This window comes from Pseudoalteromonas prydzensis (genome assembly GCF_001661495.1).
Lineage (GTDB): Bacteria > Pseudomonadota > Gammaproteobacteria > Enterobacterales > Alteromonadaceae > Pseudoalteromonas > Pseudoalteromonas prydzensis.
Genome location: NZ_BDDT01000004.1, coordinates 23,929 through 46,643 on the forward strand (window position 1 = coordinate 23,929; position 22,715 = coordinate 46,643).

Below are 22,715 nucleotides of genomic sequence, written 5' to 3' on the forward strand. Positions count from 1 at the left end.
TATTGCGGCTGTGAGCGATAACCCTCAAGATTTCAAAAATGCTGTTTATATTTCATAGTGCCCATAACTGGAAAGCAGTGAATTATATTGAGAGTGTGACTACTTAAAAGATTTAGTTATTAAAATATTTTCAAATAAACTTTCTTGGAACATGTACAAGGCGTTTTTCACAATAGATGTTTTTCAATAACGTGATCCAAAGCACTGTCGCTTTTATAACCTTGCTAGGGTTATTGATTGTAGCCAATCCATAAAGACAGTTAGGCGTTTAGTTGGTTGTCTGCGTGATGAATAGAGTAAAGATACCGGCATTGGCTCTGCTTCAAATTGAGGTAAGACAGAAATGAGTAAGCCTTTCTTGATGAGGTGTTCTGCGCCAATTGCGGGGAGTTGGGCAATGCCAAGTCCTGCTAAACAAGCATCTAAATAAGCATCTGTGCCATTAACTGCGAGGCTACTTGGCATGGATTGTTGTTTTACCTTGTCGCCTTGCATGTATTCAAATTGGGCGTCGAGATTACCGAGCGTATGAGAATATTCGATCAGTTTATGATTGGCTAATTCTGCAAGACTCTGTGGAATACCATATTTTTCAACATAGCTTGGTGATACACAGTTTACGCTTCGGTACAGCGTTAATGGGCGAGCGATAAGGCTACTATCGTCAAGATTACCCACTCGAATGACGCAATCAATGCCTTCTTTAATCATATCTACTCGATAATCTGCGCTGCTGATCTTTAAGCGTATGTTCGGGTATTTTTCAAGGAAGTCGGATAAATGCGGAATGACAACCGTAGTGGCAAAACGACTCGGCATGTCGACTCTGAGTACCCCGCGCACATCATCAGAGTTGCGTTGGAACTGACTTGCCAAAGCGTCTAACTCGGCGAGCAGTACTTGACACTGTGGCAAGTAAGTCTCGCCGTCTTGAGTTAAGGTTACGCTGCGCGTGCTGCGATGAAAAAGTCGCGTGCCTAATTCACTTTCAAGCCCTTGAATAGCACTTGATATGCTTGATTTTGGCAGGCCGAGGGCGTCTGCCGCTTTGGTAAAACTGCCGAATTGAGCAACCAAAACAAAGCGCTGCATGGCTTCAAACTTATCCACATCTTCTACCTTTGTTTGTTTTATCCGAACAATGTTATCACTTTTGTCATGTATATCGAACACAATAAATTATCTACTCTGTTCTACGTGGCCAGAGCCGCTGTGGTTTAAGGTTTTAAAGTTCTTACAGAATAGATTGGAGAGAGTGATGAATAAATTAGCAATTATTACTGGTGCTAGCCGTGGGTTAGGAAGAAACAGTGCTTTAGCGTTAGCTGACAAAGGCATAGACGTTATTTTTACTTATCACAATAATGTTCAAGCGGCACAAAATGTGATTGAAGAGATTCAACAAAAAGGCCAAAAAGCCTTTGCCTTGCAATTAGATACACGCGATTTTGCTGCTGTTCCTGAATTTGTTAGTCAGATACAAAGCTTGTTAGTCAATGAATTCGTTAGAAGCGATTTTGATTATTTGTTAAATAACGCCGGCACAGGTTTACACACCAGCTTAGAAGAAACCACTTATGATGAGTTAGAAAACATGCTAGCTACTCATGTAAAAGGACCTTTCTTTTTAACTCAAGCTTTATTGCCAAGTATTAAAAATGGTGGTCATATTCTGAACGTTTCTTCTGGGTTAGCGCGTTTTAGCTTTCCGGGATACGGTGCTTATGCGATGGCTAAAGGTGCTGTCGAAGTGATGACACGCTATATGGCAAAAGAGTTCGCAAATCGACAAATTCGCGTAAATACCTTGGCACCCGGTGCTATTGCGACAGACTTTGGTGGGGGTAATGTGCGTGACAATCAACAAGTGAACCAAATGGTGGCATCTGTTACCGCTTTAGGTCGGGCTGGGGAGGCTGACGATATTGGTAAAGCTGTTGCCATGTTGCTTAGTGAAGACAGCGGCTGGATTACGGGACAGCGCATTGAAGCATCTGGTGGTATGTTTCTTTAATTTACCGCTAATCTTAGTGCTCTGCCGCATTATTTTCATAAGGATTCAAAGCCCTCTTCGTGAGGGCTTTCATCACTACTATAAAGCTCTTAATATATTGTCAGAATTAGTTAAACTCGAGCAGTGTTTACTGGCTCAGACTTGCTTTGACAGTTCAAGTTAAGATTTATTCACATAAATTACAGTGGTTTTTTTAACCTGAATTTTGCTTTAGCTTTTTGCATTAACCCAGCCCTATGATTACAGGCTGGGCAGAAGATAATTAAGGAAAGGTAATTTCAACTGTTGAGGTTTTATTCAATAGTGGTAATAAGGACTTTTCGCGTCTTAAGTCCTTTAACTCTCGTTCTAATTGGCGTTGCTGTGTATTTAACTCTTTGCGCTGCGTTTGCGTGATGTTATTGCTGTTTAACTGCTGGTTAATTTCAGAGAGTTGTTGTTTTAGCTCGGTTATACGGTTATCAACTGCTATGCGACGTTGTTGGATTTGTCCTTCATTAAGTTTAATTGCCACAGAGCGCATCTTAACTAGTGGTGCTTTTTACTGCGCGGAGCGCCAAGTATAATCGCCACTTGGCAAATACATACCGATAAGAATGCACTCACGCCCAAGGCGCCCCCAAAATTATTAAAGTAAGGGATTAAATTTTCAAACATTACAGCAAATATAATACTGGATGAAAATAGCGTATAGATACCAAAGCGTTTTGGCGCACTCATGCCAATAAAGGAGCCACCAAAAAAAATGCTGCTGTATAGCTCTGCGTTAAATTCAGTGGGGAGTAAAATAAGATAAGCAAGGATAGATAAAATAGCAGAGGCCCGAATAGCATCAAGACGATGGTGCTTAGCTAAATAAAAGGTCGAGAATGCGCCCAGTAACGCCAATAAGATTGATACTATGCTCATAATACAATCCCTTTAGCTAAGACAAATAAAGCCACGCTGATGAAGGCAATACTGCCTAACTTCCCGCCAAAACCAGTAAACATCTTCGCAGTCAGCACATATAACAAAGCACCAATGAAAGAAATAATGGCAAGTTCCCAATAACTAGTGATCAAACCTTCAGAGCACATACCGGCAAAACTGCCAGCATAAATAGCAGCGTAAGGGTGGTTTTCATACTGTTTTGGAAAAGGAATAAAACTACCCACAAGTCCGGTGATACATGACGCGATAACAGCGGGAATGGCAAATTGAGTATGCAAAATAAAACAACTCATACAACCGATAAAAAATGTGACGTACTTTAGGAGAAAAAATTTGCTCATGAGGGCAGCGGTTTCTTTAATGAGTTTAGTAATTGAGGGTGTGGCAGTGCTTAGCTATGTTACTAAACACTGTGCTGAAGTTATACGAGTTTTTCGTTAAAAAATGCGACCGTTCGTTGCCAAGCAAGTTCGGCGTTTTCTTTATCGTAGCGTCCGGTTGAGTCGTTATGAAAGCCATGATTGGTTTTCGGATACATATGCATTTTATAGTCAACACCGAGGCTTTTTAAGTCACGCTCATAATCGGGCCATGTTGCATTGACGCGCTCATCGAGCTCGGCAAGTTGGATAACTAAGGGGGCTTTAATATTTTTACGCAGCGCTTCGCTGGCAGGAGTGCCGTAAAAGGGCACGCCAGCATTTAACAGTGTTGAGTCAACAGCCGCTAAGTAATTAACAATGTAGCCGCCAAAACAAAAACCAACGGCGCCAAGTTTACCGTTACTTTGCGGGTGCGATTTTAAGAATCTAGCCGCAGCGATGAAATCGTTTTGGATTTTTTCTTGATCCATAGAGCGCTGCATTGCTCGTCCCTCGTCATCACTGCCTGGGTAGCCGCCAAGTGGAAATAGCGCATCTGGCGCAAAAGCAATAAAGCCTGCTTTTGCTAAACGACGGGCAACATCTTTAATATACGGATTTAAACCACGGTTTTCATGGATCACTAAGACCACTGGGCGTGTGCCAGTTAACCCAGTTGGAACGACCAAATAACCTTGGCCTTTACTGTGGCCATCGGGTGAATCAAAGGTTTGGTAAGTGGCTTTGATTGCTTCGTCATTAAACGAAACTTGTTCGGCCAGGGCATAATTTGGTAATAATGCAGATGTTAAAACGGCCATTGAATAACCAAGCGCGACTAAGCCACCCAGTTTTTTCATAAAGGTACGTCGGTCCATTTTGCCATGAGCGTATTCATCGTACCAATCAAACGCTTCTTGAGGAATGTGATCTGAGTGTGGGTTTTGCATGCCAGCGCCTATATGTTTATGAGAAACTGTTCATAACATAGCTGAGAGAATTTAAAATGTATATTATTGTCTGCTTAGTAACCAATAATGAGCGCGGACAATTTATTTTGCAAAAAATAATTAGCTCACTTCTTGGCCTTGATGCTTTGCGGCTAGTTCATCAAGTTCGGCACAAGTGTAGTCAAATCCTTCACCATCAAATTGATAACTTACTTTTACATCAAAACCACCATTGAGCAGTTTTGTTTTTACGCGAGCGATAGGCCAATGCTTTAATTCGTTTAAAAAACGATTCGCTATTTGAGCGGATTGAAAGTGGTAGCGTATTTCTGAATTCATATAAAGTAAGTATAATTTAGATAATTAACCTCGCAGTTTGTGGATTTAGCTGATTTAGTCAAGTTTTTTGTGCTTTTTGCTGTTTGAATAACTCGATTGTGCGGTTATTAGCATTGGTTTTCGTGTGCTTTTGCTTTAACGTAAGGGCCTGTCAAATAAAATAGTTTGCGAGAAGATTAAAAGGTATGCCTAAGTACGGTATAAACGTGTTATGAAAACGCCAAAACAGATTTTACCGTTGATCGAAGACGGTATCGTTGATGAAGTCATCAGCCAGTTAATGAGTGGAAAAGAAGCTTCGGTTTATGTTGTTCGTTGTGGCAATGATATTCGTTGTGCGAAAGTCTATAAAGATGTGCAACACCGAAGTTTTAAACAAGCTGTAAAATACCAAGAAGGACGCAAAGTACGTAATAGTCGTCGTGGTCGCGCGATGGAGAAAGGGTCGAAGTTTGGCCGTAAAGAACAAGAAAACGTGTGGCAAAATGCAGAAGTTGACGCACTTTTTACGCTGTCTCGGGTTGGTGTAAAAGTACCACAGCCACATGGTTGTTACGATGGTGTGCTGATCATGGATTTAGTCACTGATAATGACGGCGATGTTGCGCCGCGTTTAAACGATGTTAGTTTAACCGCTGAGCAGGCGATTGAAGATCACGCCACTATGGTGCATTACATTCGTTTAATGTTATGTGCGGGGATTGTGCATGGCGATTTATCTGAATTTAATGTGTTAGTTGACAGCTACGGCCCTGTTGTTATTGATTTACCGCAAGCGGTGAACGCTGCGGCGAATAATAATGCCCAAGAAATGTTTTTACGCGACGTACGCAATATGCGCTTGTATTACGGGCAGTATGCTCCAGAAATACTCGACACCCGTTTTGGTGAAGAGATGTGGGCTTTGTACCAAGCGGGTGAATTAACGCCTGAAACGGTGCTTTACGGTGAGATTGCTGATGATCATGCTGCAGCTGATGTAGATTCAGTACTTGATGAAATTAAAGCTGCGTTTGAACAAATGCAGGAGAATCAAGAGCGAATAAAGGCCGCACAAGCGCCTGACGAAGATTAGACCTACACTGTAGTCATGAGATATTAAAGTGGGCGCGCTAACAGCTTAAAACTCTGTTAGACTGCGCAGCCTTTAGCGACTCGCAGTGAGTTGCTGTAAACGACAGTTAGGAACGCCGGTGTCAAAATTTTTCTATCGTGGTAAGCCCGATATCATGGGCAAGCACAATCAAGGTACGTATCAACCTAAACCAAAAGTAAAGCCAGGCAGTGAAGAAAACCCACTGCAATTGTGCGTACCAAGCCATGAGCGTGAAAGTGAAATTATCGCTATCTTAACTGCCAATGAGCTGTTCGCAGAGATCACTATTGATAGTGAGCTTGCTGAAAACATCGCGCCATTAGAGATAGTGTTGAATAAACCCGTTACCCAAGTTTTTGCAAAAACGCCACAACGTAACGATCCTTGTCTATGTGGTAGCAATAAAAAATACAAAAAATGTTGTGGTTAACTAATTTAACGCTATGACTGCACCCCATTATGTATTTTTCTCACAACAATAGTGTTTACTATTTATCCCGCCTTGCAGCATATGTTCATATATTTGTGCTAAGGTTTGCCATTAAAGATGATAATTTAAGCACTGATAATTGCATATGGCATACTGTGAAAATGAGTTTAATCAACAAGTAGAAAGAAAGTGGATACAACGGGCATTTTCGTCGGTGTTTATACTGTCATTACTGCTGATTGTTGTTTTGTATTACACTTTTTTACCTGATCTTGATGAGCATATATTTTTAAACGGCGTACTCACCGATGCTATAAACTTTTTAATTGTTGTCGCTATTTTTGTGATCGTGCAAAAAGCCAATCTGTCGACGACGGCTTATGTCTACTTAAGCATCGGCTTGACGTTTTGGACTGCAGGATTAACGTTTGACCTACTTGATGAAATTTTAACTCAGCCGTTATTTATCGGTATTTATGTTGAAGATATTCTACGTACTGCGGGAATGCTACTTACCTGCTACGGGCTAAAGTTAACAATGGCTGATTTAAAGCGCATTCAGCAATGTTTATCAAAAGAGTTGACCACTGATTACTTAACGAAAATAGCAAATCGACGCTTTTTTTATCAACATATACAACAGCTAACAGACCAGCGGTTTACTCTGATTATTATAGATATCGACTTTTTTAAATCGATCAATGATGAATTTGGTCATGACGTTGGCGACAAAGTGCTAACTGAGTTGGCAGCGTTATATGCAAAAACACTGAGTCAAGACTGCGTATTTGCGCGCCTTGGCGGTGAAGAATTTGCCGTGTATGTGCCTGATGATAATCAGCAATATGCTATCGACCTCAGTCAGCAATTATTATCAATTGCGCGGACCATTGAATTGACTAAACAGCGCAATGTTACTGTGAGTATTGGGGTGTCCTTTAAGGCTGCTGATGAATCACTTGCTGCAGTACTTAAGCGTGCCGACCTAGCGTTGTATAAAGCTAAAAACAACGGGCGCAACCAATATAGCCTAGCTTAATATCTAAGCGATTGATTATAGTAAAATTTACAATTTTGACTGGGGTTTTTACAGCCTCAGCCATATTAGCTCTGCTGTTAATTGTCTTTTATAAAGAATAAGCTTTATGAAACAATGTGTTAATCTAACAGGTAGAACTGGTACTGAGTTTGCAAAGTATCGATAAGATCAACTTTTCCCCAAGGTAATACGATGGCTGTTATGCAACGTTTAAAGCAAAAAACGCGACAATTGATAGATTCAAAACACATGCTAACCAGCATAACAGCGGCCTCATTTTTAGAATCAACAATCGTTCCTATCCCTCTTGAGGCTGTGCTAGTGCCTTTGATGCAAGCTCGTCGTGATAAGCTTTGGCTGATAGCCCTAATGGCTACCATAGGCTGTGTAATTGGTGCGTTATTTGGTTATGCGTTAGGGTACTATTTGTTTGATGCGGTAGGTGATTGGGTGATCAATAGTTTTTCATCACCAGCGCAGTTTGAACAAGTAACAGAGCAAATGCAGCAACAGGGCTTTTGGTTTGTAATAACCCTTGGCATTGTGCCCATTCCATTTCAAATTGCGATGCTAGCTGCCGGTGCGACTAAATATTCGCTACTGATGTTTTTAATTGCCACCACAATTGCCCGTTCAATCCGCTATTTTGGTTTAGCGCTGGTGGTGTATTTTGCGGGTAATCAAGCTGAGCGAATTATTAAAAAACATAAAACCAAAGCGATGCTTGGCTTAACGGTATTAGTATTACTCATTTGGTGGTTAACAACTCTGCTTTAGCCGCTAAGTAGCGGCTAAAGCAGTCAGTTTATTGGCTTGAGCCATGTATGAGATCATGCACTTGGCGCCAATCAACCAGTTTAAAGTTTTGTGGTTGTTGTGGCATGCGGTTGTATCCGTCTTGCACTATTAATACGCCAAGCGGGTAACCCGGCAGCGATTTGGCGGTCACTGTTAAGCCATCGGTTTCTGATACACCATCAATGCCTTGCGCTAAATTGGCGATAATATTAAATTTGCTGGTAAATTCAAGGGTAGGGTGATTTTCCCCCTTGTTTATCCGATACACTACATAGCTATTATCACCTTGGCTTGATACCACTAAGAAGCGCTCATTTTCACCTTGATAAATTTCCATGCCTTCGACATCATCAATCAGCATTTCATCAATTGACTGTAATAAAATCGGCGCTTGTTTTGCGTCGGGCTCGGCATCGATAAACCAAATACCCGCATCTTCTTCACCGGCGAAAAGCTCGCCGTTATTATCGTCACTACTACAGCCTTCAGGTTGGCTCGGTAGCTTAAATTCGCGTACCAGTTCAGCTGCGACTTTTTGCTGTTGGTTGGTAATTTTGTATTGCTGATATAGCCCTGACTTATCATTTACAAAGACATAATTACCGGAGTGCGATGAGTACATACATAAGCCATAAATTTCACTTAGATTTGTCGCCACGCTGCCTAGCAGTTGTACGTTATTTTGCAGATCGACGGTGAATAAGCTAATGCTATTTTCACTGCGATTACTGGCTGCTATCAAGGTCTGAGTGGGGTTATCTATATTACTACTTTGACGGACATCAACATTATTAACTCTGCCAACTTCCAGCGCTTGAGTTTGCTCTCCCGCTAAGTTGTATACCATTAGGCCGCGGCGTTTATCGGTGCCTAGCACTAAGCTCTTGCTGGCATCTTTTGGGTGCACCCAAATAGCAGGGTCATCTGCGGCATCGCCAAAGGCAGCAACAGGTGTAGTTTGCATATTTGCATATACGTGTGCTGTTTTTGCCACAGTGTTAGTTGTGTGGCTACTCAGTGGAGCTAGGCTAAGTTGACTACTGAAGTACGCGCCAGTTTCATCATCATAGATAATGGCTTGCGTATCGGCTGGGTTATCCGTCACGGCTACAGCAGCTATGCTCTGTTCGCCAGCTAACTGCCATTTTTGCTGTAAGTTGTGCTCGGTATTGTATCTGTAAAGGCTATTATCGCTGCTAGTGGTAAACCATAAACTGCCATCTGTGCTGGTGGTTAATGCGCCAATACCACTGGCAAGCTCGCCAAATGGCGTAACCATGGCGACAGGGTGTTTAGCTGCGGTTGACTCTGCATTGGCATTCATTTGCCAAATGCCCAGCTCTTCTTCACTGATAAAGAGTTGTTGGCTTACATCATTAACCGCACAGCCTGCGGCTTCATTGACCGCTGCAAACTCTCTTACTGCAATGTTAGCGGTTTTTCCGCTGGCAAGATTATACACTATGGTTTCTGTCATTAAGCCACGCACATCAGCAACAAAAGCTGAAATACTGCCAGTATCGAGATTGTTAAATAGGCACACTGCGTCTGGTTTTGCTTGTGGGACGACAATGGCGGGGTGCTCTGTTAGTTGCCAATGGCCGTTATTTTTAGCAAGCGTAAACATCGCAACCTGATCATGCTCGTTATCAATACTAGCCACTAAAAAAGTATTATCGGCAATAGTGCGTACTGACAAAGTTTCAAAATTACCCGCTTTAACAACCTCACTGTGTTGGCCATTTTTTGAAACGACAATAAGGCCTTGGCTTTCACTTGCCAGTAACCAGGTATCGCCAACAAGCCAAGCGGCTTGTGAACCTTGAATATTATTTTGTTGCCAAAATGGCGTGCTGCTAAGCTTGAGCGTAGTTTGCTCTGCGAGTGAGGAGTGAGCATCTTGGCTGCTGCAAGCGCCTAATGTTGCTGTGAATGTAAGTATGCTTAATGCATAAGCAAGTGGTTTAAGTGTTGGCATGAATAAAGTCCTAGTTAACTTGGTATGCGATGCAAGCTAAATAACTTTTATGACAACGCCGTGACAAAATAAAGACTTTTCCCGTGGGTATTAAACTGACTAGTTTTATATAATGGCCATCGGTTTCAATGTAACCCTTTGTTTTAATTTTATTTAAATTTATTTGTGTGAGCTGTTATGCGCTCTTTTATTGTAAGGCTACAGGCTGAGCTGATTTGACCCTAAGCCATTATTGCTCTGTGATCGTGGTGCTTATTTGTGATTTAAGTTGTGTGAAAGCTTGCTGTACAGAGCGTTGCCAAATAACTTTAAATGCTTTACAAAATAAATATAAAAACAGTAAAGGCATTAAAAATAGTTTGATGATCAGTAGCGATACTAAGTTTAAAAACTCAATAAATAATCCTTCCAAAGAATCGGCCATCTCAGCTATACCGCTGCTAACGGTATCCACAACTTTGCTAATTAAGTTACCTGAATTACCGGTGAGTTGGTCATTATAATCACGCAGTAATTGCTGTTGCTGATTTTTTTGTTGATGTAGTGCTGCCAGCTGATTGTTGATAGACGCTTGTTGTTGCCTTAAATCTCGCTGCTTTTTGAGTAGAGGCTTGGCTTGTGGCAGCTCTGTTAAGGTAAGTTTTTCGGTTAAACTGCGGGTTGTTTGAATTGCCTCAATTTGCTTATCTAATTCATCAAGCTGTTGCTTATTATCTGTAATAACAGCTTTTAATTGCTGTTGTTGGACAGCAATGAGCTCAAGCTCATCTAGACTAGTTTGTTTTTGACTATTTATTTTTGCGCTTAATTGCGCTGATAGCGTAGAGGTTGTGTTTGCTTTCGCGCTGAGAGTGTCGACGGTGTTTTCAACATATTGATTTTGAGAATTAATCTCTTCATCTAAAAAAGCTTGGCTGGCAAGACCGGTTGCAAGCACGACCAGTGGAATTAAAAAGCGGACTAAAATAAGACTGGCCAGTAATTTACCCGTTAGCTGTTTGAAATAGCCAAAATGATTGCAAATCACATAGCCAATAGCGCTGGCGGTAAACAAACTACTAAAAAAGACGCCTGATGAAATCGTAAATAATATTCGTTGGATAAAGAGTGAGCCTAATGACATGCGCATGGCATCGGCAATGTATTCCGCTAAATCGTTAACGGGGTCAAGTAGTTGTGCAGGTGCAATACTGGCTATGCCGATGCCAACTTCAGCAGATTGCAATAATGAAATAATCCCATTCACGCTGCGAGCAGAGGCGTACACGAGTGAAGATTGTACTAAGGCTTGATCAAGAAACGCCATTATGTAGCCGTTAAATTGCTCTAACCAGCAAAGCACTAGTAGTATAAGTATGGCAATATACTTGATAATATCTCGTTGTTTGCGTTGCATGTATTCCTCGTTAACGTCGGTCCGCTTGCTTACGCTACACTAGTTAAGTGCAATTAAGCAATTGTGTAAGATTGAATTATTTTAGTAATTTACTGTCTATCAATGACTTTAAATGCTCTGTTGAGAATGTATGAAAGAACCCGCTTCACTTGGACAATGTTGTATAGATGATCTTGATCCTGTTCAAGATCTTGGTCGATTAGTGTCTTATTTACGATCGAATTTAGTGACGCACCTGGATACCGAGTTGATGCCAATGGATTTAACGTCAGCGCAGTACATTGTGGTGGTATTACTTGCTCGCGGTAAGGTGAATACCTTAGCTCAGTTGTGCGAACACATGGTGTATGACCGTGGTGCAATGAGCCGTTTGCTGTCACGTTTAGAGGAAAAGGGCTTAGTTGCTAGGCAACAATCTGCGGAAGATCGCCGCTCTACGTTACTCTGTTTGACCGAAAAAGGTCAACAGCTTTACCCTGAAATTTTGCCTATCGTAAATAATATTTACCGCACAGCTTTAAGCGACTTTTCTGACGATGAAAAGGCACAGTTAGCAAGTTTGTTGTTTAGAGCAATTCATAATTTAAAATCGTAAATTGATCTAACGGTTAGATTGCTGTGAATTCTGAGGTTTGATAATATAGTTGCCTAGGCATTTATATTTAACAAATCTCAGGACGTTATGATCGAAGCGACTTTATTACATCAGCTACAACAGCAATTTCCTGCTCATCAATTTACAGTTAATAACTTAAAAGTAATGCACAGGGGTCGTTTTGCTAATGCCATTGTGTACCGTTATACCGACTTGCAACTTGATTTAGTGATCAAAGATTTTCAACACAGTCCTTGGTGGGTGAGAAAAACCTTTGCACCTTTGTCGGTGAATCAAGAGTATAAAGGGCTGGCTCGTTTAGCGGGTATAACTGGAGTGAGCGGTCGATTTTTGCGATTATCGCCGATTGCTGTTGCCTATGATTATATTGAAGGCACGCCACTTAAGCAGTTAGTACAGCAAAATAAAGTGTTACCTGTAAGCTTTTTTAAAGACTTTGAACGACTGGTTGCGTTAATGCATCGTCGCGGGGTGGTGCATCTGGATTTACGTAATTTAGGCAATGTATTGTGTAGCTGTGATGGTAAACCGTATATTATCGATTTTCAGTCAGCGATACGATATGGACGCTTTCCCCGTTGGCTGCAGCGATTTATGCGCGGTGCTGATATGACTGGTGTTTATAAAGCATGGGCTAAACTATCTGAGCAACCGCTACCGGATGCTAAAGCAAATTATTTAAGTAATTTTAATCATGTTAGGAAACGTTGGATTTTCAGAGGTTATCCGCTTCATCGCGCGTATATGTGGGGCTGTGGGGTGGCTACGCAAATTGCCTCTGCCATTATGGAGCGTTTTTTATAAAGCGCGTAAACGCGCTTTATAAACTTGGTTGCTTTAAAATCTTGGCCAACCGTTTGAGTCCCAATTTAATGTACTGATCAGCAGCTTTGGCACACCGTTGTCACCTGCGTCATAGGCATGGCGAACCATCACATCAGTATTCAAGATATCTTGACCACCTGGGCCTACCCACTGACTGTTGCCTGCATCTAAAATACTGCCACCACCTGAGAGCATATTGTTGCCGTTTTTGTCTAAATAAGGGCCACGAATATCGCTGGCACGGCCATATGCGATACGGTAGGTACTATCGGTGCCCGCACAACATTTGCCCACAGAGACAAATAAATAGTAATAACCTTGGCGATAAACAATAGTCGGCGCCTCAATACCACCAGAACGACTTGCTAATGAGTAGAGCTGGCCAAATGGTTTCATGGTCATCGGGTTTATACGCATTAATTTGATGCCTGAATTCCATGAGCCGAAAACTAACCATGGTGCACCATCTTTTGCGACGACTAAGTCAGGGTCAATGGCATTGTAGTTATTGCTGTTAGTGGTATTAATCACTAAACCATCATCTCGCCAGCTACCTGCTGACACGCTAGTGGCAGAGGTTAAGCCTATTGCTGACACCCGAGAGCCGAAAGTTGATATTGAATAATAAAGCCAACTACGACCATTGTAGCTTTTAAGCTCCGGAGCCCAAACATCAATACCGTCATGCTCTGGCACATAGTTAGCCCACCAGTTTAAACCATTGGGGAAAATCGCTGCTGCGTCATTCCAGGCAACTCCATCATTTGACCACTTTCCGGCGATGCCAGGGCCAGTTTGAAATACCCACCACGTGCCATTTTCGTAACTTATAGTTGGATCGTGAGTCACTAAACTGCCTGTTAATGGCCAATGATCTGCTGCGCCATTGGTAGTTGAAGGATCGAAAGGCGCAGACTCGACGTTAGCGAGCTTGTTAAGCTGCCAAAGCTGTGCATCACTACCGTTATAGGCCCATTGGCTGATGTTAGCGCCATCGTTGCCGTTAAATTCAAACAAATCGAGCGCTTTGCCACTATTGGCATTGATAAAGCTAACATAACCACTGCCATTGTCATTGATTTGCCAGTGCTGAGTGGCAACACCTGAGTACTCATATTGTGCGACATTCGCGCCATCAGCCGTTGACCAGTCATATACTTCCATGGCTTTACCACTGTTTAGGTTGATCACCGAGTAGTTATTGCCGCCAACGTTGGTAATGATCCAGCGTTGAGTATTATGTTGATTTGCAGCCCATTGGCTTATATTTGCGCCATCATTGCTTTGCGCGCTACTAACTTCGACAAGTTTGGCGCTGTATTTTGATTGAATAGTGTAAACACCGTTATCAATTGCATAAGCACCATTAGCACAAAAACCAACGGCTATACATGCGGCGGCTATTCCTTTATTGGAAAATATCATTGTGTCTCCAAATTATTGTGTGTGAATTGTAGTGTTAGCGAAGGGGATAATTACCACCTCGCTATTTATAATACTTTATTATATTAATACATTTGTAAAGGGTTTGTTTTTGCAGTGTTTAATAAAGGTTAAAAAATAGTGATTTAGGCTGATTTTTATAGACGAGAATTGACTACGAGTAACGTTAAGGGGAAGAGGGGGGCAGCTTAGGGCAAGGCACCCTAAGCTAGCTGATTACTGTTGTATTAACTGACTTGGGATTGTCCAGTGTTGAACGAGTTCTTTACCTTGCCAAGTTTGAATAGTTACCCACAGTTTGTCACCTTTACTAATAGTTGCAGATGCAATTGCATGGGCGTGTTGCCCGTGATTGGTACCGTGCATAATGCCTTCATCTCCCTTTGCAAACTCACTCAGTGGCAAAGGTTGTGGGCCTATATTTAAATAAGCTTGGCGAATGTTACTGATGTCGCCTTGGTTAAACGCTAAAAAGAAATCTTTTACATATTCGTTATGGTGTGAATACGGTTGCTTCATATTTAGCGGCATCGGCGCTATTTTAAATTCACCTACTGTTTGTTCTTGCCATAGATCAGGAAAGGTTGGGTTCAAAGCCTGATAAATATAGATGCAAGGCAGCACTAAAATCAGTGCATTAAATAAATACTTGTTACGTTGCCACCAGGTTGTTTGTAAGCGTGCCATTAGTTAGCCTCCGCAGTATCGTTAATAGTTACAGGGCTCGGCAGCTTCGCTTTAACAAGTTTTTTTGAATACATCATAAAGCCGGTAATTGACATACCACTTAAAATTACGCCAAATAGGAACCAAATTATTTTGGTCCAGATACCACCAATTGTGCCGTAATGTAATGGATCTGCTATGTGTGACAGGGTTTGCAATGTACTCATGGTTTCCGGGCTTTTACTTGAAGCGATTTCAGCAGTCCACGGATTGATTGCTGTAGAATATGCATAGCCATCATAAAAAATAGTATCACCGGCACCCATGATGCTATACATACCGCGGTTATGCTCAGGAAGCATGATGTATGTAGGAGTAAACTCACTAAACCGGTTTTTAGTAATCGAAATTGCACTGTCTAAATCAATTGCTTTTGCAGTACTTGCACTTGGTAATTGAGCTTCGCTTACAATCGGTGCATGCTCTTCAATATCAATTTCGTTATGCCACATAATAGCTTGAGCTAAATACCACAGCCCAGTTAAACTCATAATCGCCATAAACCAAATAGACCAAACACCGCCCATTGTGTGTAAATCTTTTAATAACGTTTTACTGCCTTGATTAAAGCGGATTTTAGGTTGAATGAAAGCACGCCAAAAGCTTTTATAAATTATTAAGCCAGTTACTAAAGCACCCAAAGTCACAAATGCCATGGCACTGACAAGGTAGTAGCCAACGCTATAGCCTTCTTGCCATGGAAAATATAACCAGCTGTGTAAAGTGCGCATAAACTCGATGAATGAAGTTGTTTGATAGACCGCTTGTACTTCACCAGTGTATTGATTTACATAGGCTGTTGCGTATGGTTTATCGGTATCAGTAAAAATAATTGCATTGACCAAATAAGGCTCGTAGCTAAGCACACTCATAACATCAGCTGTTGGGTGCTCTTTTATTAAGCTGTCAATAAGCGCTTGCTTAGATTGTTCAGGTAAGTTATCAGGGTTACTCGCACGTGCTTGTGAATTTGTTAGCCAGGTTAATTCGTGGCTGATCACCGAAATAGTGCCTGTTACACAAATAAAACAGAATAACACCCACACTGGTAGCGAGAACCAGCCATGTAATTGAAACCAAAATCGCTTACTTAGTTTTGCCATTATCAACCTTTATCTAAATGATATTTATTATTGTTTGTGTTGTGTTTGAGTAATTGTACTATTAAACTATGGCAAATTTCAATTTATCGGTAGGGATAAAAATGCAGTTAAGCGGGATAAATACACGATTCAGTGCGGTTTCATTGGCTTTGTATACACTTTTTAATTCTTCTGTAGTGTTTGCAAATGACGTGAACGAAATAAAAAAAGATCAAGATTTAGAAGTTATCACCATCAAAAGTCAACGAGGTTTGATTTCATACATGAGTGCATCTGGGGCTAAATCAGATGTGCCAATTATTGAAACTCCATTATCTGTTTCTGTTTTAACGCAAGAGCGAATTGAAGATTTAGGCGCATTAACTATTCAAGATGCAATTGGTTATGTGTCTGGTTTATATAACGGTCCATACGGTGTTGATACCCGTGGCGATTGGTCGGTTATTCGTGGTGTATCGCCCGTACAATACCTAGATGGCTTAAAATCGTTGTATGGTAGTTATAATAATGTTCGTACTAACCCTTATGGATTGTCGCAAATTGAAATACTAAAAGGGCCGAGCTCAGTACTTTATGGACAGGGGTCAATTGGCGGAATTGTTAACTTAGTCAGTAAAAAACCAGAAGCTGAAACATCAGGGCAGCTTTGGGGGCAAGTTGGTAATTATTCGCGTAAACAAGTTGCGGGAGATATTACTGGTGCTTTAAATGACGATGAGTCAGTACTTGGCCGTGTTGTTGGTTTATGGCGTGAAAGTGACACGCAAACTGATTATGTGCCAGATAACAGTATTGTGCTTTCTCCATCATTAACCTGGTATGCCACTGATGATACAAAAATAACGCTATTAACTAATTGGCAAAAGAATGAATCAGGCACGAGTACCTCGTTCTTACCTCACTCAGGCACTATTTTAGAAAACGAAAACGGCAAAATTCCATCAAACCGTTTTGTTTCTGAGCCGGGTTTTGATCGTTATGATACTGAGCAAGCGTCAATCACTGCGATTTTAGAGCAAAATATTAATGCTGATTGGCAGTTTAAACTTGCTGCGCGTTACACCGATAGTCATGCTGATTATCATACGATTTATGGTTGGCCACCTAAATTTTTAGAAGATGGGCGCAGCGTCAAGCGAGTGTCTTATCTTAGCTCCGCTGATTCGCGGGCTATTGCCAGTGATGCCCAGTTTCATGGCAATATAATAACCGGTAATATTGAGCACACAATAGTGATGGGGTTTGATTATCAAAATGCGTATACCGATAACGATTCATACTCAGGGCTTGCTGGCACGTTAGACTTATTTGATCCGCAATATGGCCAAGTCGCTAATTTACCAACGGTAGATGATATCGTTGATTATGACTCGTCAAAGGTTTATCAAACTGGCTTATATATTCAAGACAGTATGAAAATTGCTGATAAGTGGATAGTCTCAACAGCATTACGTCGCGATAAAGCAACAACAAACCCTGAAAACGGCAAAAGTGAGTCACAGTATGCGACCACCGGTCGTTTAGGCTTGATGTATTTATTTGACTCAGGGGTTTCACCGTATGCAAGTTATAGTGAATCATTTGAACCATTAATAGGTCAAGATGCTTACGGTAATGCATTCGAACCAAAAACGGGTGAGCAAGTTGAAGCGGGCTTAAAATATCAACCCGCAGGCACAGAGCATTTATTAACGGCTGCGGTGTATCACATTGTTGAGCAAAACCGCACTACCAGCTTACCAGCTGACCAGGTGGGTAATGCAAATCTTATTGACCCTAATGGAAAAATTCAGCAAGGTGAGGTAACAGTTAAAGGTATTGAATTAGAAGCACAATTAGCGTGGGATACAGTCGATGTTTACGCATCTTATGCATATACCGACGGCTATGTAAGTCAAAGTAATACTCTTGGTGAAGATGGTGCAGAGTTAAGTGCATTACCAGATCAGCAAGCGTCTATTTGGAGTACTTGGCGACCAGAGTCATTGAACGGCTTTAAAATGGGCTTTGGAGCACGTTACGTTGGTGAAACATCAGATGGAAGTGCCTATGTTGAAATGAATAATATGGTTTTAAATGACCCTATTAAAACAGATAACTATACTTTATTTGATGCTATGGTTGGTTATGATTTTGATGACTATAGTTTTAGTTTACAAGCGCAAAACTTAACGGATAAAACAGTGATTACATCATGTTTAGCGCGTGGAGATTGCTTCTATGGTCAACGCAGAACTGTAACTGCGAATGTGCGCTATAAGTTTTAAAGCTGTACTATAACTAGCCGTAAAAAGGGAGCCGTCAGCGGCTCCCTTTTTATATACTGCATTTAACTATCAAGATCGTGTTTATTAATAGTAACAATGCGTTGTGGGAATGGAATTTCAATATCGGCACCTTGAATCGCACTATATACACCACCGTTTACGGCCAGCTTGGTTTCAATTATTTTCGTCGTTGGCACCCAGTAGCGATAGCTAATAGTTACGCCGCTGTCAGCAAAACGTTCAATACCAACTTGTGAAAGCGGTTCACTTGCGACTAACTCATGGTCTTTTAATACGTTTTCTATAAGCTCTATAGCATGCTCAGCACTGGCATTATAGGCAATATCAATTTCACCTTTTACTAATGAATAATTAAAGGAGTTATGCAGTATTTCGCCAACGATGTGTTTGTTAGGAATAGTAATTTCGACTTTTTCTTCGTTGATCAAAATGGTGTAACCTAACTCAATGGTTTTTACTTGACCGCTGACATTTTTAACTTCAATCGTGTCACCAACAACAAAGGGACGTGTCGCGATAATCGCTAAGCCCGCACCATAATTTGATAACATGCCTTGTAATGCTAAACCTGCGCCTAAAGATGCTGCGCCAATTGCAGCAACAAATGGGGTGACACTAATACCTATTTTACCCAACGCGATAATAACAAACATGATGATCAATAATACTTTGACTACATTACTGACAAAATTAGTGAGAGTGATATCGATATTATTGCGTGCCATTAATGCGGCGACCATCTTCGATATTTTTTGTGCTACCCATAAACCAAAAATCAAAATGAGTAATGCACCAACTAGCTGCATACTGTATTTAACAAGGTACTCGCTGATCATGGTGTAGTATTTTTCGACTTGCTGTATTTCTGAACTGATCATCACATGGCCATAAATAATTTGCTTGAAGTATTACTGCGTATCATAGCAGAGCTTGACTTAAAAATGGATAAAGTAACGGCACGATTAACGCGGTTAGTAATGCGCTTAATGCCATCGCCACAGACGCAAATGCGCCAATGCGTGGGTGCTCGACAAGTGCAGCAGCAGTGCCAATAGCATGAAACGCCGTGCCAATTGCGACGCCTTGTGCCTGATGATTATGAACTCCCAGCAAGCGTAAAATTAGTAAGGCGAATAAAGCGCCGAGTAAGCCGATAAAAATCACCATCGCTGCTGCTAATGAAGCAATACCACCAAGCGAATCTGTAACGAGTAGTGTAATAGGCGTGGTGACTGATAACGCAGCAACCGAAGCGGCTAATTGTGACTCTACTGAAAATGCCCAGCTAAGTAGTGTGGCAATAAAAGTGGCATTGATAATGCCTAAAGTGCAACTGCTGACGATGAGTAAAAAGTTTTTTCGTACATGCACAAACTGTTGATACAACGGCAGCGCCAAAGCAACAATCGCAGGCTCTAACAAGCTACTTAATAACTGACTATGCGAAGCAAACTGTGTGTAGGGCAGTTTTAAACTGACTAATAAAATGCCAATCAGTGTAATGGTAATAAAAACTGGGTTAGTTAATGCTTTATATAAAGGATTAGTGATCGATGAATTGAGTTTTTTTAGTCCTAGAAATAGCGAAATAATCACAGGAACACTTAACCACCAAAGCTCAATCATGTTCAACCCGACCTTTAAAAGCACAGATCAGTGTGGCAATCAGTAACAAGCTGGTCAATGGCACTAAAATGATCACGGCACTTAAAAACTGCCATTGTTGAGCAATGATGCCAAGATGCTCTATAAAGCCGACCCCCGCGGGAATGAAAAACAACGGCATAAAATTTAATAAAGGTTTAGCACAAGGTGCCAAATAATGTTCTTTAACAACCTTAGTTAACAATAAAATAAGCAGTATCAGCATGGCTAATAAAGGGGCAGGAAAACTGCCTTGTAGCCAATGCATAATTATTTTTGCTGCCGCTAAACAGCCCAAAATTAACGAGCTACTAAGCAAATAGGGGAACAGTTTTTTTAGCACAGTGGTTTACGTATCCATTGATAATTTACTTACTGGGTCGTACTAAACTTCATCATGTATCGTGATTTTACGCTATGCGACTTATTGCTAACCAGTCACTGCACAAAGTGACTGCGCAATTATGTTACCAGCGTTTACTGTTTTGATACTCAATGTTATCGGCGCCCTTGGCTCTAGCGATGGCTTTTTTGGTATTACTATTAACAAGTAGACGAATTTGGCTGATTGTTTCCTTGGCTAAAATTTGTCTTCTTGGAGAGTTAAAACTTTGTTGCGTCACACGCTTAATTGCCGCCAATGTATCTGGCGAACGAGCTAACAAAGTGTCTATCATAGCTAAACAGTGCTGTTTAGGATCGTCACTTACTTGCGTTATTAATCCCAATTGCAACGCTTTATCGGCACTGATGGGCTCGGCATGACTGGCAAGCCACATTGCATCATCACGTTTTATTAAGCTAGGCAAAATAACGTTCGCCCCCATATCCGGACACAGTCCCCAACGTGCTTCCATAATAGCGAGTTTGGCATCAGGATGAACAATACGGTAATCAGCGCCAAGGGCTATTTGTAGCCCGCCACCAAAGCAATTACCTTGGATCACCGCAAACACTGGCACACTTAAAGATTGCCAGCCAAGCACAACTTGCTGAGCTAAATTACAGTTTCCAGGCAACCATTTAAACAGCAGTTTTACTATATTAATCGGGTTTTTCATCACCGCAGTAATATCTAACCCAGCGCAAAAGTGCTCCCCCTCACCTTGAATAATAACGGCACGGATACTGGCATCTTTTTTTATTTGCTTAATAATTGTTGTTAGTTGTTTGAACATGACAAAGTTTAACGCGTTTTGTTTATCTTTTCGGGATAATGTCACGAAGGCAATAGATTGTTGTTTTTCAAAGTTTATCATGTCAACTCCTCTGACCTGTTTCAGTTCAGCTTACGAGTTAATTGAATTGATGTAAAGCATGGCTTTTAGTTGAAAAATAAGCTGTATAAGTGCTGATTATTGTTAATTTGGCGCACAAATGATTACAAAGTGGTGTATATTTTTAGCTGAACTAATTGTTATCTTATCGATCAATATAGCCACTGAGCGCAACGTTGCGTTTAAAGCACATTTTGCAAATAACCATAAAGGTAGTATGCGCAATCTACCAAGGAGAAAAACCATGCTAAAACGGTTCACGCCTAGCATTTTAGGATCTTACATGTCACTCGCGATTAAAGGCGTTGTGGGTACAACATTGATTGCATTGTTAGCTGGTTGTTCAGATGACAACGCGACGAAACAAGTAGTTCCTGCTCCGGCGGTTTCTGTATTTAATGTGGTGACTCAGGAAGTCGGTAATTACCGTGAGTTTGTTGCACGAACAGAAGCTCATCAGGAGGTTAAAATTCGTGCCCGTGTTGAGGGCGAGCTAATAGAGCGCCATTTTGATGAAGGTTCATTTGTTGAAAAAGGCCAGTTGTTACTAAAAATTGATCCAAGTGAGTACCAATCGACTGTCGCAGAAATCGAAGCGGACTTAAAAAGTAAACTTGCTGGACTAGATGGTGCATCCCGGGATTTAAAACGTGGTAAAGAAGTGGCCTCACAAGGTTTTATTTCACAATCTGATTTAGATAAATTAACCACTAAGTATGATCAAGCTGCAGCAGCGGTGACATCAGCAAGAGCAAGCCTTGAAAAAGCCAAACTAAATTTGAGCTATACCGAAATAAAAGCGCCGTTTGCAGGGCGCATAGGTAAAGTGAACTATGATGTGGGTAATATAGTGAGCCCGTCATCAAATGAGCTTGCTGAATTAACAGATGTAGATCCAATTTATGTGAGCTTCCAAGTTGAAGAAGCAGACTTCATTAATTATCGTCAGAAACATCAAGGTAATGCTAATAATCCACAAAATGTGCCAATCGATTTATCACTACGTTTACCAAATAACTCAGCTTTTGACTCTAAAGGGCGATTAGATTTTGCGGATACTAAGATTGATCGCAGTACGGGGACAGTCGAACTAAGAGCGACATTTGCAAATCCAAAAAATATCATTATGCCTGGTTTGTTTGTGACCTTAATTGTTGAAAGCAAAGACAAACAATTACAAGCACTGATCCCACAAGCAGCCGTACAAGAAAACCAGCAAGGTAAATTTGTCTTAGTTGTAGGTGCAGATAATAAAGTTGCAACGCGTATTGTTAAGTTAGGGCGCCGGATCAACGCAATGTGGGTCGTTGAATCAGGCCTTGAACAAGGTGAGCAAGTAATTGTTGAAGGCCTGCAAAAAGTGCGTCAAGGCGCTGAAGTCAAACCGGTCGAAAAACAGGTTGATCACAGCACTGGCACAATCTCAAACAAAACAGACACAGCGAGCTAAAGGGAACG

24 protein-coding genes are annotated in these 22,715 nt (G+C 41.2%); 9 read left to right on the top strand and 15 right to left on the bottom strand.

Translation table 11 applies throughout. The features are described 5' to 3' along the window. Positions 1–213: 213 nt before the first annotated feature. Positions 214–1,110, bottom strand: a complete 897-nt coding sequence (locus A7968_RS09590; protein WP_064666366.1) for a LysR family transcriptional regulator — start codon at positions 1,108–1,110, stop codon at positions 214–216. 148 nt (positions 1,111–1,258) lie between these two features. On the opposite strand from A7968_RS09590, the gene A7968_RS09595 reads away from it, so the two are divergent. Beyond that, positions 1,259–2,014 carry an SDR family NAD(P)-dependent oxidoreductase gene (locus A7968_RS09595; protein WP_064666367.1) on the top strand — a complete coding sequence of 252 codons (756 nt, stop codon included), beginning with the start codon at positions 1,259–1,261 and terminating at the stop codon, positions 2,012–2,014. A 262-nt stretch (positions 2,015–2,276) separates the two neighbouring features. On the opposite strand, the gene A7968_RS09600 is transcribed toward A7968_RS09595, so the two are convergent. The 5 genes from A7968_RS09600 to A7968_RS09620 all read right to left on the bottom strand — a co-directional run bounded on the left by A7968_RS09600 (position 2,277) and on the right by A7968_RS09620 (position 4,598). Beyond that, positions 2,277–2,528, bottom strand: coding sequence for a hypothetical protein (locus tag A7968_RS09600; RefSeq protein ID WP_157586710.1), 252 nt, complete (start codon positions 2,526–2,528; stop codon positions 2,277–2,279). Positions 2,529–2,542: 14 nt separating this feature from the next. Continuing rightward, a complete protein-coding gene (locus tag A7968_RS09605; RefSeq protein WP_064666369.1) occupies positions 2,543–2,923 on the bottom strand; it encodes a hypothetical protein in 381 nt (126 codons plus the stop codon). Then, complete coding sequence (locus A7968_RS09610) at positions 2,920–3,288, bottom strand: hypothetical protein (protein WP_193330379.1); 369 nt, start codon at positions 3,286–3,288, stop codon at positions 2,920–2,922. Before A7968_RS09610 ends, A7968_RS09605 begins: the two co-directional genes overlap by 4 nt. Positions 3,289–3,368: 80 nt before the next feature. Then, a complete protein-coding gene (locus tag A7968_RS09615) occupies positions 3,369–4,259 on the bottom strand; it encodes a dienelactone hydrolase family protein (RefSeq protein WP_064666370.1) in 891 nt (296 codons plus the stop codon). A gap of 120 nt (positions 4,260–4,379) precedes the next feature. Beyond that, complete coding sequence (locus A7968_RS09620) at positions 4,380–4,598, bottom strand: hypothetical protein (protein WP_064666371.1); 219 nt, start codon at positions 4,596–4,598, stop codon at positions 4,380–4,382. A gap of 211 nt (positions 4,599–4,809) precedes the next feature. On the opposite strand from A7968_RS09620, the gene A7968_RS09625 reads away from it, so the two are divergent. The 4 genes from A7968_RS09625 (at position 4,810) to A7968_RS09640 (ending at position 7,940) form a co-directional block, all read left to right on the top strand. After that, positions 4,810–5,673, top strand: coding sequence for a PA4780 family RIO1-like protein kinase (locus tag A7968_RS09625; RefSeq protein WP_064666372.1), 864 nt, complete (start codon positions 4,810–4,812; stop codon positions 5,671–5,673). Positions 5,674–5,791: 118 nt separating this feature from the next. After that, positions 5,792–6,124 (top strand): PBPRA1643 family SWIM/SEC-C metal-binding motif protein, encoded by a 333-nt coding sequence (locus A7968_RS09630; RefSeq protein ID WP_064666373.1) that lies wholly within the window; start codon positions 5,792–5,794, stop codon positions 6,122–6,124. Between the two features lie 145 nt (positions 6,125–6,269). Continuing rightward, a complete protein-coding gene (locus A7968_RS23545) occupies positions 6,270–7,163 on the top strand; it encodes a GGDEF domain-containing protein (protein ID WP_227008851.1) in 894 nt (297 codons plus the stop codon). Positions 7,164–7,355: 192 nt separating this feature from the next. Next, entirely contained in the window at positions 7,356–7,940 is a 585-nt protein-coding gene (locus tag A7968_RS09640; protein WP_064666374.1) for a YqaA family protein, read from the top strand. Between the two features lie 28 nt (positions 7,941–7,968). Here the strand turns inward: A7968_RS09640 and A7968_RS09645 are convergent, their stop codons facing one another. Next, the gene (locus tag A7968_RS09645; protein ID WP_064666375.1) at positions 7,969–9,939 is read right to left on the bottom strand and encodes a phytase; all 1,971 of its coding nucleotides are present in this window, start codon (positions 9,937–9,939) and stop codon (positions 7,969–7,971) included. Positions 9,940–10,168: 229 nt separating this feature from the next. Then, on the bottom strand, positions 10,169–11,335 hold the full coding sequence (locus A7968_RS09650) for a hypothetical protein (protein ID WP_064666376.1): 1,167 nt from the start codon (positions 11,333–11,335) through the stop codon (positions 10,169–10,171). Between the two features lie 130 nt (positions 11,336–11,465). Between A7968_RS09650 and A7968_RS09655 the strand changes: the two genes are divergently transcribed. Both A7968_RS09655 and A7968_RS09660 read left to right on the top strand, forming a co-directional pair. Beyond that, on the top strand, positions 11,466–11,930 hold the full coding sequence (locus A7968_RS09655; RefSeq protein WP_064666377.1) for a MarR family winged helix-turn-helix transcriptional regulator: 465 nt from the start codon (positions 11,466–11,468) through the stop codon (positions 11,928–11,930). 87 nt (positions 11,931–12,017) lie between these two features. Next, complete coding sequence (locus tag A7968_RS09660; protein WP_064666378.1) at positions 12,018–12,755, top strand: RIO1 family regulatory kinase/ATPase domain-containing protein; 738 nt, start codon at positions 12,018–12,020, stop codon at positions 12,753–12,755. Between the two features lie 33 nt (positions 12,756–12,788). Here the strand turns inward: A7968_RS09660 and A7968_RS09665 are convergent, their stop codons facing one another. The 3 genes from A7968_RS09665 to A7968_RS09675 form a co-directional block, all read right to left on the bottom strand. After that, positions 12,789–14,201 (bottom strand): family 43 glycosylhydrolase, encoded by a 1,413-nt coding sequence (locus A7968_RS09665; protein ID WP_064666379.1) that lies wholly within the window; start codon positions 14,199–14,201, stop codon positions 12,789–12,791. A 234-nt stretch (positions 14,202–14,435) separates the two neighbouring features. Continuing rightward, complete coding sequence (locus A7968_RS09670; protein WP_064666380.1) at positions 14,436–14,906, bottom strand: PA2404 family protein; 471 nt, start codon at positions 14,904–14,906, stop codon at positions 14,436–14,438. Further along, complete coding sequence (locus A7968_RS09675; RefSeq protein WP_064666381.1) at positions 14,906–16,048, bottom strand: PepSY-associated TM helix domain-containing protein; 1,143 nt, start codon at positions 16,046–16,048, stop codon at positions 14,906–14,908. Before A7968_RS09675 ends, A7968_RS09670 begins: the two co-directional genes overlap by 1 nt. Positions 16,049–16,149: 101 nt before the next feature. On the opposite strand from A7968_RS09675, the gene A7968_RS09680 reads away from it, so the two are divergent. After that, entirely contained in the window at positions 16,150–18,315 is a 2,166-nt protein-coding gene (locus A7968_RS09680; protein WP_084448129.1) for a TonB-dependent siderophore receptor, read from the top strand. 62 nt (positions 18,316–18,377) lie between these two features. Here A7968_RS09680 and A7968_RS09685 read toward each other — a convergent pair whose 3' ends face one another. The 4 genes from A7968_RS09685 to A7968_RS09700 form a co-directional block, all read right to left on the bottom strand. Further along, a complete protein-coding gene (locus A7968_RS09685; protein WP_064666382.1) occupies positions 18,378–19,214 on the bottom strand; it encodes a mechanosensitive ion channel family protein in 837 nt (278 codons plus the stop codon). 40 nt (positions 19,215–19,254) lie between these two features. Further along, positions 19,255–19,962: an LrgB family protein gene (locus A7968_RS09690; protein ID WP_064666383.1), complete on the bottom strand. Its 708-nt coding sequence runs from the start codon at positions 19,960–19,962 to the stop codon at positions 19,255–19,257. Beyond that, positions 19,955–20,311, bottom strand: a complete 357-nt coding sequence (locus tag A7968_RS09695; RefSeq protein ID WP_264373501.1) for a CidA/LrgA family protein — start codon at positions 20,309–20,311, stop codon at positions 19,955–19,957. Before A7968_RS09695 ends, A7968_RS09690 begins: the two co-directional genes overlap by 8 nt. A gap of 136 nt (positions 20,312–20,447) precedes the next feature. Further along, positions 20,448–21,239, bottom strand: a complete 792-nt coding sequence (locus A7968_RS09700) for a crotonase/enoyl-CoA hydratase family protein (protein WP_064666385.1) — start codon at positions 21,237–21,239, stop codon at positions 20,448–20,450. Between the two features lie 118 nt (positions 21,240–21,357). On the opposite strand from A7968_RS09700, the gene A7968_RS09705 reads away from it, so the two are divergent. Next, positions 21,358–22,707 (top strand): efflux RND transporter periplasmic adaptor subunit, encoded by a 1,350-nt coding sequence (locus A7968_RS09705; protein WP_244270407.1) that lies wholly within the window; start codon positions 21,358–21,360, stop codon positions 22,705–22,707. The last annotated feature ends 8 nt before the right edge of the window (positions 22,708–22,715 follow it).

Excerpts from the sequence above, each read along its gene's own strand:
- A7968_RS09595 (WP_064666367.1), top strand. The coding sequence starts at position 1,259 with ATGAATAAATTAGCAATTATTACTGGTGCTAGCCGTGGGTTAGGAAGA.
- A7968_RS09605 (WP_064666369.1), bottom strand. The coding sequence starts at position 2,923 with ATGAGCATAGTATCAATCTTATTGGCGTTACTGGGCGCATTCTCGACC.
- A7968_RS09610 (WP_193330379.1), bottom strand. The coding sequence starts at position 3,288 with ATGAGCAAATTTTTTCTCCTAAAGTACGTCACATTTTTTATCGGTTGT.
- A7968_RS09615 (WP_064666370.1), bottom strand. The coding sequence starts at position 4,259 with ATGCAAAACCCACACTCAGATCACATTCCTCAAGAAGCGTTTGATTGG.
- A7968_RS09620 (WP_064666371.1), bottom strand. The coding sequence starts at position 4,598 with ATGAATTCAGAAATACGCTACCACTTTCAATCCGCTCAAATAGCGAAT.
- A7968_RS09625 (WP_064666372.1), top strand. The coding sequence starts at position 4,810 with ATGAAAACGCCAAAACAGATTTTACCGTTGATCGAAGACGGTATCGTT.
- A7968_RS23545 (WP_227008851.1), top strand. The coding sequence starts at position 6,270 with ATGGCATACTGTGAAAATGAGTTTAATCAACAAGTAGAAAGAAAGTGG.
- A7968_RS09640 (WP_064666374.1), top strand. The coding sequence starts at position 7,356 with ATGGCTGTTATGCAACGTTTAAAGCAAAAAACGCGACAATTGATAGAT.
- A7968_RS09645 (WP_064666375.1), bottom strand. The coding sequence starts at position 9,939 with ATGCCAACACTTAAACCACTTGCTTATGCATTAAGCATACTTACATTC.
- A7968_RS09650 (WP_064666376.1), bottom strand. The coding sequence starts at position 11,335 with ATGCAACGCAAACAACGAGATATTATCAAGTATATTGCCATACTTATA.
- A7968_RS09655 (WP_064666377.1), top strand. The coding sequence starts at position 11,466 with ATGAAAGAACCCGCTTCACTTGGACAATGTTGTATAGATGATCTTGAT.
- A7968_RS09660 (WP_064666378.1), top strand. The coding sequence starts at position 12,018 with ATGATCGAAGCGACTTTATTACATCAGCTACAACAGCAATTTCCTGCT.
- A7968_RS09665 (WP_064666379.1), bottom strand. The coding sequence starts at position 14,201 with ATGATATTTTCCAATAAAGGAATAGCCGCCGCATGTATAGCCGTTGGT.
- A7968_RS09670 (WP_064666380.1), bottom strand. The coding sequence starts at position 14,906 with ATGGCACGCTTACAAACAACCTGGTGGCAACGTAACAAGTATTTATTT.
- A7968_RS09675 (WP_064666381.1), bottom strand. The coding sequence starts at position 16,048 with ATGGCAAAACTAAGTAAGCGATTTTGGTTTCAATTACATGGCTGGTTC.
- A7968_RS09680 (WP_084448129.1), top strand. The coding sequence starts at position 16,150 with ATGCAGTTAAGCGGGATAAATACACGATTCAGTGCGGTTTCATTGGCT.
- A7968_RS09685 (WP_064666382.1), bottom strand. The coding sequence starts at position 19,214 with ATGATCAGTTCAGAAATACAGCAAGTCGAAAAATACTACACCATGATC.
- A7968_RS09690 (WP_064666383.1), bottom strand. The coding sequence starts at position 19,962 with ATGATTGAGCTTTGGTGGTTAAGTGTTCCTGTGATTATTTCGCTATTT.
- A7968_RS09700 (WP_064666385.1), bottom strand. The coding sequence starts at position 21,239 with ATGATAAACTTTGAAAAACAACAATCTATTGCCTTCGTGACATTATCC.
- A7968_RS09705 (WP_244270407.1), top strand. The coding sequence starts at position 21,358 with ATGATTACAAAGTGGTGTATATTTTTAGCTGAACTAATTGTTATCTTA.